Here is a 15,320-nt window from a genome sequence, read left to right as displayed (position 1 = left end):
ACCGGTGTCGTCCGATCGACGGACAACTGTCGGTCCACCGGCCGTCGCGGCCCACCGGCCCGGCGGCCGAAGCTGGCACGGTGACAGAAGCGGTGCAGGTACGCGGCCTACGCAAGGCCTATCAAGGGGCTCCCGCCGTCGACGGCGTGGACCTGGACATCGGGGACGGCGAGATCTTCGCGCTGCTGGGCCCCAACGGAGCGGGCAAGACGACGACCGTCGAGATCCTCGAAGGGTTCCGCAAGCGCGACGCCGGCAGCGTCCGGGTGCTCGGCGAGGACCCGGAACGCGCGCCCCGGCGCTGGCGGTACGGCATCGGACTGGTGCTGCAGAACGCCTCCGACATGGCCGACATGACCGTCACGGAGACCGTGCGCCACTTCGCCGGGTACTACCCCGCCCCCCGCCCGGTCGACGAGGTGATCGAACTCGTCGGCCTGACCGGCAAGGCCGGGAGCAAGGTGCGGACGCTCTCCGGCGGGCAACGGCGGCGGGTCGACGTCGCGATCGGCGTCGTCGGCCGGCCCCGGCTGCTGTTCCTCGACGAGCCCACGACCGGATTCGACCCGGAGGCGCGCCGCCAGTTCTGGTCGCTGATCCGCCGGCTCTCCGAGGAGGACGGCACCACGATCCTGCTGACCACCCACTACCTGGACGAGGCCGAGGCACTCGCGCACCGGGTGGGCGTCATCGCCGCCGGCCGGATCCTCGCCGTCGACACCCCGGCCGACCTCGGCGGGCGCGCGTCGGCCGAGGCCACCGTGAGCTGGTCCGAGAACGGCGAGCCGCGTCAGCTGCGCACCGCCGGCCCCACCGCCGCCGTGGCGGAGCTCTCCGCCCGGTTCGACGGCGAGGTCCCCGGACTGGTCGTCACCCGGCCTTCGCTGGAGGACGTCTACCTCGACCTGATCGGAGGCTCCCGATGACCACCGCGTCCACCGCGTCCACCGCGCCCACCGAAACCACCGCGCCCACCGGGCGCCCGGCCCCGGGCACCGCCCGGGAACCGTCGGTCCTCGGCCTCTGCCTGGCCCGCGGCGGGGTCGAGCTCCGCCAGTTCTTCCGCGAACGCACCGCCGTGATCTTCACGTTCGCACTTCCGGTCGTGCTGCTGACCCTGCTCGGCTCGATCTTCGACCGGCAGCTCGGTGCCTCCGGCATCCCCTCCAGCCAGCTGCTCGCCGCCGGCATGATCGCCGGCGGGATCGGCTCGACCTGCTTCGTCAACCTCGCCGTCAGCATCACCAGCGACCGCGAGGACGGCACGCTCAAGCGGCTGCGGGGCGTACCGATGCCGCCGATCGCCTACTTCGTCGGGAAGATCGTGCTGGTCCTGGTGACCGCCGTGGCCGAGATGGTGATCGTCCTGGCCGTCGGCGTGCTCTTCTACGACCTGCCGTTGCCCACCGACGTCACGCGCTGGGCGACGTTCGCCTGGGTCTTCCTGCTGGGCGTGACCGGCTGCGCGCTGCTCGGCACCGCGATGAGCAGCGTTCCGCGCTCGGTGCGCGGCGCGGCACCCATCGTCAACCTGCCGTTCCTCGTCCTGCAGTTCGTCTCGGGTATCTTCATCGTGCCGCTGACCACGCTGCCGACGGCGTTGCAGCACATCGGCGCCGTGTTCCCGCTCAAGTGGATGGCACAGGGCTTCCGCTCGGTGTTCCTCCCCGACTCGGCGGCCGGTGCGGAACCGGCCGGCGCCTGGGAGCACGGACGCATCGCCCTGGTGCTGGCGGCCTGGTGCCTCGGAGGTCTGATCCTGTGCCTGACCACGTTCCGCTGGCAGGGAAGGAAGGACGGTTGAGTCGCGCCCCCGACGAGTGGCTGCGCTGGCAGCCGGTCTGGGACGCGTACTTCGTCCTGGTCAGCGCGGCCGGCCTGGGCGGCGTCCTGCTCACCGGCGGCCCCGGCCCCGCCCGGCGGGCCGGGGCCGCCGCGCTGCTGGTCCTGCTGGTCGCCGCGCACCTGGTGCTCGGCCGGCGGCTGATCCGCACCGGCCGGGGCACCCGGCAGGCCCTGCTCTACCAGCTGGGCGTGGTCCTGGTGTTCGCCGCCGCGGTCGGACTGACGACCAGCAGCGCGCTCGTCCTGTTCGCGCTGTGCGCGCCGGCGTTCATGACCACCGGCCCGGTCGCCGGCACGCTCGCCGTGCTGGCGATGAACCTGGTCTGGCTCGGGGTCGCGCTGGCCGGGGACACCTTCCCCGGCTCCGGCGGGCTGCCGGCCGTCCTCGGGACGACGGTCGCGGCGCTCTCGGTCGTCCTCGGCGTCTGGGTGAGCCAGATCATCCGGCAGAGCACCGAACGGGCCGTGCTGATCAGGGAACTGGAGGCCGCCCGGGCCGAGCTCGGCCGGGTGTCCTACGAAGCCGGACGGGCCGCCGAACGCGAGCAGGTCGCCGACGTCGTCCACGACACCCTCGCCCAGGGCCTGTCCAGCACGATCATGCTGCTGCAGGCCGCCGGCTCGGCGCTGGAGGCCGACCCCGCACGGGCCCGCCACTACCTGGAGGTCGCCGAGGCCACCAGCCGCGACAACCTGGCCGACGCCCGGGCGCTGATCACCGCCCGCCCCCTGCCCGAGGCCACCTCCGCCTCCCTCGTCGACGGGCTCCGCCGCGAGGTCGACCGCCTCCGGGACGTGCACGGCATCGACGCCACCCTCCAGGTGGACGGCGCCCCCGATCCGGCGGACACCGCGCTCAACGTCGACCTGCTCCGGCACGCGCAGGAGGCACTGAGCAACGTCCGCAAGCACGCCGCGGCCGGCCGCGTCGAGGTCGTCCTCGCCACCGACGCCGGCGGCGTCCGGCTGGAGGTGCACGACGACGGCGGCGGGTTCGCCGCCGACACCGCCACGGCCGGCCACGGCCTCCCGCTGATGCGGCGGCGGCTGCGCCAGGCCGGCGGCGAGCTGGAGGTCGACTCGGCGCCCGGCGAAGGCACCTCCCTCCGGATCCGGGTGCCCGCATGACGATCACCGTCCTGCTGGTCGACGACCACCCGGTGATCCGGGCCGGCATCCGCGCGATGCTCCACGACCAGCCCGAACTGACCATCGTCGGCGAGGCGGTGTCCGGCTCCGCCGCCCTGGCCGCCGCCCGCGAACTGACGCCCGACGTCGTCCTGATGGACCTGCGGATGCCCGACGGCGACGGGGTCGGCGCCACCGAGGCCATCCTCGCCGAGCTCCCCGCGACCCGCGTGGTGATCCTCACGACCTACCGGACCGACGGTGACATCCTCCGCGCGGTCGAGGCGGGGGCCGTCGGCTACCTGCTGAAGGACACCTCGCCGGCCGAACTCGCCCAGGCCGTCCGGGCCGCCGCGCGCGGCGAGACCGTGCTCTCCCCGGCGGTCGCCGCCACGCTCCTCGGCCGGGTCCGCCAGCCCCGCACGGAGACGCTGTCCCGCCGGGAGGCCGAAGTCCTGCGCCTGGTCGCCGAAGGGCTGACCAACGCCGCCGTCGGGCGCGCCCTGCACATCACCGAGGCCACCGTGAAGACCTACGTCGTACGGATCTTCACCAAGCTGGGCGTGTCCGACCGCACCGCCGCCGTCATGGCGGCGGTTCAGGCCGGAATCCTCTGAACGGGACGGCGGACCGCCGCCCGGTGCCCTCCCGACCGGCGGGCCGTCCCGTTCAGGAGGGCAGCTCGATCGGCGCGAGCGCGGGGAAGTCGTCCCCCGGGCCCGGGTTGCCGGCGGGCGTCCGGCCGCCGAGGTGGTGCAGGACGCCCCAGACGGCGTTGAGCGCGGTGGTCACCGCCCCCTCGGCGAACCCGCCGGTCCACGACACGTCGTCACCGGCGAGGAAGACCCCGCGCTGGTGCGCGGGAAGCGCGTCCTGCACGAAGTGCGTGAACAGGCGCCGCTGGTAGCGGTACTGGCCGGGCAGGTTGCTCTTGAACGCGCCCATGAAGTGCGGCTCGGTCTCCCACGTCACCGCGACCGGCGGCGCGATGATCCGGCTGCGGACGTCCACGTCCGGATAGATCCTGCGCAGGTGCCGGAGCATGACGTCCAACCGCTCCTCGGCCGACAGCGCGGCGGTCTTCAAGGAGTCGTCGTTCCAGGTGTACGACAGACACATCACCCCCGGCGCGTCCGGGCCGTCGTCGAACAGGTAGACGCCCCGCGGCGCCCGGTCGGTGAGCGTCATCCCCATCACCGGACGCCCCGTCCGGTCGTCCACGTCCTGCCAGAACGGCCGGTCCACCAGCGCGAACAGCTTCGAGGCGCCCATGTAGTGGGTGCGCTCGACCGCGGTCCACACGTCGTTCGGGAACAGGTCCTCGGCCGTGTCGATCCCGGACAGCAGCAGCCGCACCTGCGGAGTCAGCACGGCCGCCGCGAACTCGGCGGTCCCCTCGGCCGTCTCCACCACGATCCCGCCGTCGCTCCGGGAGAGCCTGGTGACCGCGGGCCGCGGCCCGTCGGGGTGCAGATCCGCCAGCGAGGTGCCGGCCGGCCAGTACGCCGACCGGGCCGGCGCGTGCCGCCACAGCCGCAGGGGGAGCTGCTGGGCGCCGCCGGTCAGCTCCCGGTGACCCTCGTCGGCCCCGGTGTAGACGACCCGCAGGATCTCCAGCATCGAGTTGGGGAAGTCGGTGTCCCAGCCGCCGGAACCGAAACCGACCTGACCGAAGATCTCCCGGTGCCGGAACGACGCGAACGCCGACGAGGACGCCAGGAAGCCGTAGAAGGACTGGTCGTCCAGGAGCGGCACCAGCCGGTTCCAGATCGCCTTGATCATGGCCGTGTCCCGGCGGCGGATCGCCGAGTCCATCGCGCTGAAGTCGGCGCCCTCCTCCAGCACCTTGGTCCAGGCGTCGTAGACCTCCTGGTACGCCGACGGCAGGTCCTCCGGCACCCGGGCGAAGTGCCGGTCGCCGTTCACGTCGACGACGGTGTGCGGCGTCGCCGCGGCCATCGGGTTCGGGAACGGCCGGGTCTCCAGCCCCACCAGGCCGATGTAGTGGAACAGCGTCGTGGCCGAGGCCGGGAACCGCATCGCGCCCAGCTCCGCGACCGTCCCGGGATGCCCCGGGAAACTCGCGGTCCGCATCCGGCCGCCGAGCTCCCCCGCCTCGAACACCACCGGACGCAGACCCAGACGCATCAGTTCGTACGCGGCGACCAACCCGGAGATCCCGCCGCCGACCACCGCGACCGGCGTACCCAGCCGCCCGGGCGGAACCGACCCCAGACCGTCGGCGTGACGCACCCACCGGTCGTGGGCGAAGGGGAAGTCGGGGCCGAGCATGGTGACCGGCGGCGCCGACAGGTCCGCCGCGAAGGCGGTCACTGCGCAGCGCCGTACAGTTCGGGCCGCCGGTTCAGCAGGTACGGGGTGGCCCGCCGGCTCGCGTCGATCGCCGCGCGGTCCACCTCGGCGACGAACAGCGCCTCGGCGTCCCCGGGCCCCTCGGCGCGGAGCACCCCGTCCGGGCCGACCACCCGGCCGAGCCCGCAGTAGCCGTGCGGCCCCGCGCCGTACCAGTTGACGTAGGCCACGAAGAGCTGGCTCTCGAAGGCCCGCGCCGCGACCAGCGTCCGGGGGACGAACTCCCACGGGCGGACCAGCGCCGTCGGCACGACCAGCAACTCGGTGCCGGCCAGCGCGTGCGCCCGCACGGTCTCCGGGAACTCCACGTCGTAGCAGATCAGCAGACCGACCGTGAGCGAGCCCAGCTTCGCCTGGACCACCAGCCGGTCACCGGGCGCGAACACCGAGCGGTCGAACTCGCCGTACAGGTGGGTCTTGCGGTACCGGGCCGCCACCGCGCCGTCGGAGCCGACGAGCTGGACGCTGTTGTAGACGCCCCCGTCGGCCAGTTCGGGCCAGCCGTACACGATCGCCAGACGGTTGCGCACGGCGATCTCGCGCACGCCGTCGGCGAGCGCCCCGTCGGCCGGCTCCGCCAGCTCCACCGTGCGGGCCAGGCCCAACTGGTAGCCGGTCGCCGACATCTCCGGCGTGACCAGCAGCTCCGCACCGCCGTCCGCCGCCGCCGCGGCGGCCCGGGCCAGCCGCTCCAGGAAGTCGTCACGGCCCGACTCCCCGCCGATCCAAGCGGGTTGCCAGCACGCGACGCGCGTCGCCTTCGCTGTTTCCGAAGAAGTCATCGTTCGTTCGTCCCGAAATTCGAGGGCGTGATGAGGTGACGGAGAACTGATATCCGGGCCCGACCCGGCCGACAACCCCTAATCGCCTCGGATACCCCAGTGCCCCCGGCGGAGGTTGTCCGTGAATTGGATCGGCCTTTAGAGTGACGAGGTGTCCCGCCGCGAAGTACCGCGCCTCCGACCCCCCCGACACCGGCTCGAACGCCGCGCCCTGGGCTGGTGGAGCGCCCAGGCCGCCCTCGTCGCACTGCCCCCCGTCCTGGTGCTGGCGCTGCTGACCGCGCTGATCCCGCCCGCCCGCACCTGGCTCGGACTCGCCCTCGCGATCGTCTCCGCCGCCGCGCTCGCCTACCTGCTGGTGATGCCCGCCTGGCGGTACCGCGTCCACCGCTGGGAAGCCACCGACGACGCGGTCTACGCGGTGTCCGGCTGGTTCTGGCAGCGGGCCCGGATCGCCCCGCTGGCCCGGATCCAGACCGTCGACACCGCCAGCGGGCCCGTCCAGCGACTGTTCGGACTGGCGGGCCTCGTGGTGACCACCGCGTCGGCCGCCGGCCCGGTCCGCATCCAGGGCCTGGACCGCCAGGTCGCCGCCGACCTGGCCGAGACCCTGGCCGCCCGCGCCCAGGCCCTGCCCGGAGACGGCCAGTGACCGCAGAGCGCTGGCAGCGGCTGGACCCGCGCATGCCGGCGACCTGCCTCACCTGGCTGGTCCCGCCGCTCTGCTCCACCCTGCTGACCCTGCTGATCACCGGCGGCACCCTCGACCTCGCCGCCGCCATCACGCTGGGCTCCATCGGCGTCACCTGCCTGATCATCGCGACACTCTTCGGTGTCCGGCTCCTGACCACCCGCTACCGGATCACCGACGAGCGCGTCGAACTGCGCAGCGGCCTGCTCTTCCGGCGGCACCGCGCGGTGCCCCGCGACCGGATCCGCAGCGTCGACATCACCGCGAGCCCGCTCCACCGGCTGCTCGGACTGCGCACCGTCCGGATCAGCACCGGCACGCACGTCGCCGCCGACGACCGGCAACTCGCCCTCGACGGGGTGTCCCGGACCTCCGCCGAACACGTCCGGCGCCGACTCGCACCCGACGGGGCGACCGCGGACACCACCCTCGCCGTCCTGCGCCTGAGCTGGCTCCGGTACGCGCCGCTGACCGTCTGGGGCCTCGCCTGGATCGGATTCGTCGCCGGCGGATTCGCCCGCCTCCTCGACTCGCTGCGGATCAACCCCGCCGACGTCGGCTTCCTGCGCGCAGCCTGGACCGGACTCACCGCCCTGCCGCTCTGGGCCGCCGTCACCGTGCCGGTCCTGGCCGTCCTCCTGCTCGGCGCGCTCACCTCCCTGGTGACCTTCGTCGAGACCTGGTGGGACTACCGGCTCGACGAGGTCGACGACGGCACCCTCCGGCTGCGCCGCGGCCTGTTCAGCACCCGCTCGCTCTGGCTGGAACGCCGCCGGCTGCGCGGCATCCAGATCGCCGAGCCCCAACCCCTGCGGCTCGCCCGCGGCGCCCGGCTCAACGCGATCGCCACCGGGCTCGGCACCGCCGACGACCGGTCGACGTCCACCAAGAGCGCGCTGCTCCCGCCGACGTCACGGCAGGAGACCGACCGGGTCGCCACCGCCGTCCTCGGCGAGGACCCGGACTTCCTGGCCGCCCTGCGGCTGGCCCCGGCACCCCGGGCGGCGCTGCGCCGCCGGATCACCTGGGCCCTGGCGGCGGTCGCCCTCGTCGAGACGCCCCTGGTGGTCCTCGGCGTGCTCCTGACCGACGTGCTGCTCCACATCGCCTGGATCTCGGCCCTCGTGCTGCTGCCGTCGGCGCTGGCCGCCGCCGTCGACGCCTACCGCAGCCTCGGCTGCGGCCTGCACGGCAGGTACGTGGTCACCCGCTACGGCACCTACGCCCGGCGCACCGTCCTGCTCGACCGGTCGGGAATCCTCGGCTGGGCCGTCCACCAGTCGGCGTCCCAGCGCAGGGCCGGCCTGGCCACGCTGGTCGCGGTGGTCGCCGCCGGCCGCGGCGGCTACCGGATCCGCGACGTCGCCCTCGCCGACGGTCTCGCGCTGGTCCGCGAGGCGACGCCCGGAATCCTCGACGAGTTCCTTGAGGCGGCACCTGACGGAACGCCCGGTCGGCCCGGGATCCCGGCCCCCGCCGCCGACGACGCCCCCGCCGCCGCCGACGACGCCGCCGATGACCCAGTCCCCGCCGCCGCCGGTGATGCCGCCCCCGAGGACACGCGGCACGGGGCGCTCCGGGCCCGCCCGGACGAGCGGTCCCCCTCCGCCTGAACCCGGATCCGCCACCGGGCCCTCCCGCCGCGGGGACACCGGGCACCGACCCGGCGGGCGGGCGCGCCCGCCCGCACCGGCCGCGCCCCCCGACCCCCGGGACAGACCCCCTGCTCCCTAGGGGTGCGGTAGGAGCTGTGCCCCGGGAACCGGCTGGTTAGCCTCGCCGAACGGTGTGGGCTATCCACGGTTCTTCTCGCCGAAGGTGAGCGCTTGATGATGAGTTCGTCCGGGGACTTCGGAGCATCCGTGCCGAGCGGCAGTGCCGGAACGGGCACCGGGGCGGGGCCGGAGCTGCGGTCGCGCCTGGCCGCCCTGCCGGCGCCCGAGGCGCAGCAGGTGCTCACCGGCCTGGTGACCGAGCTCGCCGCCGCCGCGCTGCGCCGCCCGGCCGACGAGCCGGTCGCCGCCCACGGCACCTTCTTCGAGACCGGCTTCGACTCGCTGACCGCGGTGGAGCTGCACAGCCGGCTGACCGCCGCGACCGGACTCGCGCTCCCCGTGACGCTGGCGTTCGACTACCCGACGCCCGCCGCGCTCGCCCGCCACCTCTACGCCGAACTGCTCGGCCTCGCCCCGGAACGGGCCGACGGCGACACCGCCGAAGGACACGCCGACGAGCCGATCGCGATCGTCGGCATGGCCTGCCGCTTCCCCGGCGGGGTCGGCTCGGCCGACGACCTCTGGCACCTCGTGGAGTCGGGGACCGACGCGATCGGGGAGTTCCCGACCGACCGCGGATGGGACCTCGACGCGCTCTACTCCGCCGACCCCGACGAGCCGGGCACCAGCTACACCCGCCAGGGCGGATTCCTCTACGAAGCGGCCGGGTTCGACGCCGACTTCTTCGGGATCAACCCGCGCGAAGCGCTCGCCATGGACGCCCAGCAGCGCCTCGTCCTGGAGACCTCGTGGGAGGCGCTGGAGGGCGCCGGCATCCCGCCGGAGACGCTGCGCGAACAGCGCGTCGGCGTCTTCGTCGGCGCCGAGGCGCAGGAGTACGGGCCGCGGCTCCAGGACGCCACCGACGCCCTGGAGGGCTACCTGGTCACCGGCAACGCGGCAAGCGTCGCGTCCGGCCGCGTCTCCTACACCCTCGGCCTCCAGGGCCCGGCGCTCACCGTCGACACGGCCTGCTCGTCCTCGCTGGTCGCACTCCACCTGGCCGCGCAGGCGCTGCGCCAGGGCGAGTGCACCATGGCGCTCGCCGGCGGCGTCGCCGTGATGGCGAGCCCGGCGTCGTTCGTGGCGTTCTCCCGGCAGCGCGGGCTCGCCGCCGACGGCCGGTGCAAGCCGTTCGCTGCCGCGGCCGACGGGACCGCCTGGGCCGAGGGTGTCGGCATGCTGCTGGTCGAGCGGCTCTCCTCCGCGCAGGCCGCCGGCAGGCGGGTGCTCGCCGTGATCCGGGGCTCCGCCGTCAACCAGGACGGCGCGTCCAACGGACTCACCGCGCCGAACGGCCCGTCCCAGCAGCGGGTGATCCGGCAGGCCCTGGCCAACGCGCGGCTGGAGCCGACCGACGTCGACGCCGTCGAGGCGCACGGCACCGGTACCACGCTCGGCGACCCGATCGAGGCCCAGGCGCTGCTGGCCACCTACGGCCGCGACCGGGACGGGGCCGCACCGCTCTGGCTCGGCTCCCTGAAGTCGAACATCGGGCACGCCCAGGCCGCGGCCGGGGTGGGCGGCGTCATCAAGATGGTGCAGGCCTTCCGCCACGACCTGCTCCCGAAGACCCTGCACGTGGACGAGCCGACGCCGCACGTGGACTGGACCACGGGCGCCGTGCGGCTGCTCACCGAGGCCCAGGGGTGGCCCGAGACCGACCGGCCCCGCCGGGCGGCGGTCTCCTCGTTCGGCATGAGCGGCACCAACGCCCACCTGATCCTCGAAGCACCGCCGGCGCAGGACCCCGCGCCCGCAGCGGCCCCGGCGCCCGGCTCGGCCCCCGCACAGGGCGCACCGGACCGGGACACCGCGGACCGGGACACCACGGCGGCCCGGACGTTCGCGCTGCCGGTCTCGGGACGGACCCCGGAGGCGCTCGCCGGGCAGGCGGCACAGCTGCTGTCGCGGCTGGACGGGCCGGACGCCGGCCTCGCCGACCTGGGCCTGTCCCTGGCCACCACGCGCACCCACTTCGCCCACCGCGCCGTCGTCCTCGGCACGGACCGCGAGCAGCTGGCCGAGGGCCTCGCCGCGCTCGTCGCCGGGAACCCGTCCGCCCGGGTGGTCACCGGGACCGCCGCGGGCCCGGGCCGGACCGCCTTCCTGTTCACCGGCCAGGGCTCGCAGCGGACGGCGATGGGCCGTGAACTGTACGCCACCGAACCGGTGTTCGCCGCAGCCTTCGACGAGGCAGCCTGGTACCTCGACCTGCAACTCGACCGGCCGCTGGCCGACGCGCTCACCGACGGCGACCTGCTCGGCCGGACCGAGTACGCCCAGCCGGCGATCTTCGCCGTCGAGGTGGCCCTGTTCGCGCTGCTCCGGCACTGGGGCGTCACCCCGGACGTCCTGGTCGGCCACTCGATCGGCGAGATCGCGGCCGCCCACGCCGCCGGAGTGCTGTCGATCGCCGACGCCGCCGCCCTGGTCGGCGCACGCGGCCGGCTGATGCAGGAACTGCCGCCCGGCGGCGCGATGCTGGCCGTCCGCGCGACCGAGACCGACGTGCGCGCGGCGTTCCCGGAGATCGACGTCGCGGCGGTCAACGGACCGACTGCCGTCGTGCTCTCGGGAGCCGCGGGCGACATCGACCGGGCCGAGGCGGCGGCGGCCGAGCTGGGCTGGAGGACCACCCGGCTGCGGACCGGCCACGCGTTCCACTCGCGGCTGATGGAACCGGTGCTCGCCGAGTTCCGCCGTGTCCTGCGCTTCCTGACGTTCCACGAGCCGAAGCTGCCGGTCGTCTCCACCGTGACCGGACGGCCCGTCGAGCCGGGGCAGTGGAACGACCCCGCGTACTGGGTCGAGCAGGTCCGCGAGCCGGTCCGCTTCGCCGACGCGCTGGCCGCGCTGGACGGTGTCACGGTGCACGTGGAGCTCGGGCCGGACGCCGTCCTCACCGCGCTCGCACAGCAGGCCGCCCCGGAGACGCTCTGCGTCCCGCTGCTGCGGCGCGACCGGGACGAAGCCGCCACCGCGGCCGCGGCCCTGGCCGCACTGCACGCCAACGGCACGGCGGTGGACTGGCCCGCCCTCTTCCCGCACGCCCGGGTGGTGGACCTGCCGACCTACGCGTTCCAGCGACAGCGCTTCTGGCTGGAGAGCGCTCCGGCGCGCTCCGGTCCGACCGACCCGACCGACCCGGGCGACGCCGGCTTCTGGGCCGCGGTCGACCGCGCCGACCTCCCCGCGCTCGCCGCGGAGCTCGGCGTCGACACCGCGGCCGTGGCCGAGGTCCTGCCGGCGCTCGCCTCCTGGCGGACCCGCAGCCGCGAACGCTCGCTCGTCGACGGCTGGCGGTACCGCGTCACGTGGCAGCCGGCGGCCGAGGCAGGCACCCCGGCCGTGGGCGCAGCGGCGACCGCGACCGCGACGGCGGTGGCGGTGGCGGCGACCGAGGCCGGGAGGGCCGGCCTCACCGGCACCTGGGCACTCGTGGGCGACGACGCCCACGGCCTCGGCGCGCTGCTCGCGGAGCTCGGGGCGACCGTCGTGCCGCTGACCGACGCGGCGGCCGCGGCGGACCTCGACCTCACCGGCGTGGTGGCCTCCCCGTCCTCCGTGGGCGAAGCACTGCGACACGTCCGGGCGCTGGCCGACACCGGCTGCCGCGCCCCGCTGTGGCTGGTGACGCGCGGCGCCGTCTCGACCGGCCGCTCGGACGGCGCCGTGGACGTCGACCAGGCCGCGCTGTGGGGCTTCGGCCGCGTCGTCGGCCTGGAGCACCCCGAGTTCTGGGGCGGCCTGCTGGACCTGCCCGAGGCCGTCGACTCCCGTGCGGCAGCCCGGATCGCCGCCGTCCTCGGCGGCGCGCTGGGCACGGAGGACCAGATCGCGGTGCGCACCGGCGGCGTGCTGGTACGCCGGCTGGAACACGCGCCGGCGAGCACGGCGGCCCCCGCCTGGCGCCCGCGCGGCACGGTGCTGATCACCGGCGGCACGAGCGGCCTCGGGGCCGAGGTCGCCCGGTGGGCGGCCGACGGCGCCGAACGGCTGGTGCTGGTGTCGCGGCGCGGAGCGCGGGCGCCCGGCGCGGCGGAGCTGCTGGCCGAGCTGCCGACCGCGGAGATCCACGCCTGCGACCTGGCCGACCGGTCCGCGGTCGAAGCCCTGCTGACGGCGGTCGGCCCGATCGACTCCGTCGTGCACGCGGCAGGCGTCGGCGAGGACGCGACGCTGGTCGAGGCCGACGACGCCCACCTGGACCGCGTGCTGTCCGGCAAGGTCGACGGGGCGTTGCACCTGGACGCGCTGGTCGGTACGCGACTCGACGCGTTCGTGGTCTTCTCCTCCATCTCCGGAGTCTGGGGCAGCCGCGGCCAGGCCGCGTACGCGGCGGCCAACGCCGCCCTGGACGCCCTCGTCACCCGCCGCCGCGCCCACGGACTGCCGGGCACCGCGATCGCCTGGGGCCCCTGGGCGCGGATCGGCATGGCCGCCGACCAGGGCGAGACCGAGCTGCTGCGCCGCCAGGGCCTCCTCCCGCTGGCGCCCGCCCAGGCGATCACCGCCCTGGCCGCCGCGGTAGGCGGCGGGGACGGCGCCGTCACCGTCGCCGACGTCCGCTGGGCCGAGTTCGTCCCGCTGTTCGCCTCGGCCCGCCCGCGCCCGCTGTTCGACGCTCTGCCCGAGGTCGCGGCGCCGACCGTCGGCGGCACCGTGTTCTCCACCCTGGGCCAGCGCCTCGCGGGCCTCGCCGCAGGGGAACGGGCGCGGTTCGTCGCGGACCTGGTGCGCACGCACGTCGCCGTGGTCCTGGGCCACACGTCCGACGAGGCGGTGGCGCTCGACCGCGCGTTCAAGGAGCTGGGCTTCGACTCGCTCACCGCCGTCGAGCTGCGCAACCGGCTGCAGGCCGCGACCGGCCTGGCGCTGCCGGCGACCCTGGTCTTCGACCACCCCAGCGTCGAGCGGCTGGCCACCCACCTCCTCGAAGAACTCGGCGGCTCCGTCGACGCGGTCGACGCCGTCGGCGTCCCGCGGACGGCCGCGGCCGACGACGACCCGATCGTCGTGGTGGGGATGGCCTGCCGGTTCCCGGGCGGCGCGGACACCCCCGAGGCGTTCTGGAACCTCGTGGCCTCCGGCGCCGAGGCGATCGGCGGCTTCCCGACCGACCGCGGCTGGGACCTGGACGGCCTGTACCACCCCGACCCGGACCGCGCGGGCACCTCCTACGCCCGGGAGGGCGGATTCCTCTACGGCGCGGGCGAGTTCGACGCCGACCTGTTCGGGATCTCGCCGCGCGAGGCGCTCGCGACGGACCCGCAGCAGCGGTTGCTGCTGGAGACCACGTGGGAAGCGCTGGAGAGCGGCGGCTTCGACCCGACGGCTCTGCGCGGTGCCCAGATCGGCGTGTTCGCCGGCTCCAACGGCCAGGACTACGCCAGCCAGCGGCACGACGTCCCCACCGACCTGGAGGGGTACCTCGGCACCGGAACGGCCGGCAGCGTCGTCTCCGGGCGGCTCTCCTACACGTTCGGGCTCGAAGGCCCGGCGGTGACGGTGGACACGGCCTGCTCCTCGTCGCTGGTGGCCCTCCACCTGGCGGTGCAGGCGCTGCGGTCGGGTGAGTGCTCGATGGCCCTGGCCGGTGGTGTGACGGTGATGTCCACGCCGGACGCGTTCATCGACTTCTCCCGCCAGCGGGGACTCGCCCCTGACGGCCGGTGCAAGCCGTTCGGCGCAGGCGCCGACGGCACCGCCTGGGGCGAGGGTGTCGGCATGCTGCTCGTGGAGCGGCTGTCGTCGGCGCGGGCTGCGGGTCGTCGGGTGCTGGCGGTGGTGCGGGGTACGGCGGTGAACCAGGACGGTGCGTCGAACGGTCTGACGGCGCCGAACGGTCCGTCGCAGCAGCGGGTGATCCGGGCGGCGTTGGCGCAGGCGGGTCTTTCCCCGCAGGACGTCGACGCGGTGGAGGCACACGGCACGGGTACGGCGCTGGGTGACCCGATCGAGGCCCAGGCGCTCCTGGCGACGTACGGCCAGGACCGGGACGGCGGCGAGCCGTTGTGGCTGGGGTCGGTGAAGTCCAACATCGGTCACACGCAGGCCGCGGCCGGTGTCGCGGGCATCATCAAGATGATTCTCGCGATGCGGCACGGTGTGCTGCCCGCGACGCTGAACGCCGACGAGCCGTCCCCGCACGTGGAATGGGCGTCCGGCGCGGTGTCGCTGTTGACGGAGCCGCGTCCGTGGAGCGCCGGGGACCGGCCTCGTCGGGCGGGTGTGTCGGCGTTCGGTGTGAGCGGGACGAACGCGCACGTGATCGTGGAGGAGCCCCCGGCGGTCGAGCCCGCTGCCGTGGCGGCGGCGGAACTGCCTTTGGTGCCGGTGCTGTTGTCCGGCCGGACCCCGGACGCGCTGCGGGCCCAGGCCGAGCGGCTGGGGGCGGTGGCGGGCGAGGACCTGCCCGGAATCGGCCTCGCGTCGCTCTCCCGTGGGGCATTGGCTCACCGGGCGGTGGTCCTCGCCGGTGGGACCGGTGAGTTGATCGGTGGTCTGGGCGCGGTAGCTTCCGGGTCGGGTGGTCTGACGGGTGTTGCGGGTTCTGGTCGGGTGGCGTTCCTGTTCACGGGTCAGGGTGCGCAGCGTGCGTCGATGGGCCGGGGGTTGTACGAGGCGTTCCCGGTGTTCGCGGACGCGTTCGACCAGGTGGCGTTGCACGTGGATGCTCACTTGGACCGGCCGTTGGCGGAGGTGCTGGCGGACGAGGAGCTG

At 74.8% G+C, this 15,320-nt stretch carries 9 protein-coding genes; 7 read left to right on the top strand and 2 right to left on the bottom strand.

Annotated features, from left to right (window positions below; translation table 11 throughout):
* Positions 1 to 80: 80 nt before the first annotated feature.
* From PUR56_RS08965 to PUR56_RS08950, 4 genes are read left to right on the top strand one after another with little or no spacing between them, the layout of a single operon-like run.
* A complete protein-coding gene (locus PUR56_RS08965) occupies positions 81 to 926 on the top strand; it encodes an ABC transporter ATP-binding protein (RefSeq protein WP_329948483.1) in 846 nt (281 codons plus the stop codon).
* A complete protein-coding gene (locus tag PUR56_RS08960) occupies positions 923 to 1,804 on the top strand; it encodes an ABC transporter permease (RefSeq protein WP_329948482.1) in 882 nt (293 codons plus the stop codon). The genes PUR56_RS08965 and PUR56_RS08960 overlap by 4 nt, the downstream gene beginning before the upstream one ends.
* The gene (locus tag PUR56_RS08955; protein ID WP_329948481.1) at positions 1,801 to 2,973 is read left to right on the top strand and encodes a sensor histidine kinase; all 1,173 of its coding nucleotides are present in this window, start codon (positions 1,801 to 1,803) and stop codon (positions 2,971 to 2,973) included. The genes PUR56_RS08960 and PUR56_RS08955 overlap by 4 nt, the downstream gene beginning before the upstream one ends.
* Positions 2,970 to 3,590 carry a response regulator transcription factor gene (locus tag PUR56_RS08950; RefSeq protein ID WP_329881424.1) on the top strand — a complete coding sequence of 207 codons (621 nt, stop codon included), beginning with the start codon at positions 2,970 to 2,972 and terminating at the stop codon, positions 3,588 to 3,590. Before PUR56_RS08955 ends, PUR56_RS08950 begins: the two co-directional genes overlap by 4 nt.
* A gap of 52 nt (positions 3,591 to 3,642) precedes the next feature.
* On the opposite strand, the gene PUR56_RS08945 is transcribed toward PUR56_RS08950, so the two are convergent.
* Together PUR56_RS08945 and PUR56_RS08940 are read right to left on the bottom strand one after the other, a co-directional pair.
* Positions 3,643 to 5,265 carry a flavin monoamine oxidase family protein gene (locus tag PUR56_RS08945; RefSeq protein ID WP_329948526.1) on the bottom strand — a complete coding sequence of 541 codons (1,623 nt, stop codon included), beginning with the start codon at positions 5,263 to 5,265 and terminating at the stop codon, positions 3,643 to 3,645.
* A gap of 38 nt (positions 5,266 to 5,303) precedes the next feature.
* Positions 5,304 to 6,128 carry a carbon-nitrogen hydrolase family protein gene (locus PUR56_RS08940; RefSeq protein ID WP_329948480.1) on the bottom strand — a complete coding sequence of 275 codons (825 nt, stop codon included), beginning with the start codon at positions 6,126 to 6,128 and terminating at the stop codon, positions 5,304 to 5,306.
* Positions 6,129 to 6,279: 151 nt separating this feature from the next.
* Between PUR56_RS08940 and PUR56_RS08935 the strand changes: the two genes are divergently transcribed.
* From PUR56_RS08935 to PUR56_RS08925, 3 genes are all read left to right on the top strand, one after another.
* Complete coding sequence (locus tag PUR56_RS08935; protein ID WP_329948479.1) at positions 6,280 to 6,780, top strand: PH domain-containing protein; 501 nt, start codon at positions 6,280 to 6,282, stop codon at positions 6,778 to 6,780.
* Positions 6,777 to 8,432, top strand: a complete 1,656-nt coding sequence (locus PUR56_RS08930; RefSeq protein WP_329948478.1) for a PH domain-containing protein — start codon at positions 6,777 to 6,779, stop codon at positions 8,430 to 8,432. Before PUR56_RS08935 ends, PUR56_RS08930 begins: the two co-directional genes overlap by 4 nt.
* Positions 8,433 to 8,648: 216 nt before the next feature.
* The coding region (locus tag PUR56_RS08925) for a type I polyketide synthase (protein ID WP_329948477.1) at positions 8,649 to 15,320 on the top strand (6,672 nt) is incomplete at its 3' end.

It is taken from the genome of Streptomyces sp. BE303 (assembly GCF_036290945.1).
Classification (GTDB): domain Bacteria; phylum Actinomycetota; class Actinomycetes; order Streptomycetales; family Streptomycetaceae; genus Kitasatospora.
The sequence above is the reverse complement of the archived record's forward strand: the minus strand, read 5'-3'. Positions and strand labels throughout refer to the sequence as shown.

Coding starts and splice junctions, on each gene's coding strand:
- PUR56_RS08960 (WP_329948482.1), top strand. CDS start 923: ATGACCACCGCGTCCACCGCGTCCACCGCGCCCACCGAAACCACCGCG.
- PUR56_RS08950 (WP_329881424.1), top strand. CDS start 2,970: ATGACGATCACCGTCCTGCTGGTCGACGACCACCCGGTGATCCGGGCC.
- PUR56_RS08945 (WP_329948526.1), bottom strand. CDS start 5,265: ATGCTCGGCCCCGACTTCCCCTTCGCCCACGACCGGTGGGTGCGTCAC.
- PUR56_RS08940 (WP_329948480.1), bottom strand. CDS start 6,128: ATGACTTCTTCGGAAACAGCGAAGGCGACGCGCGTCGCGTGCTGGCAA.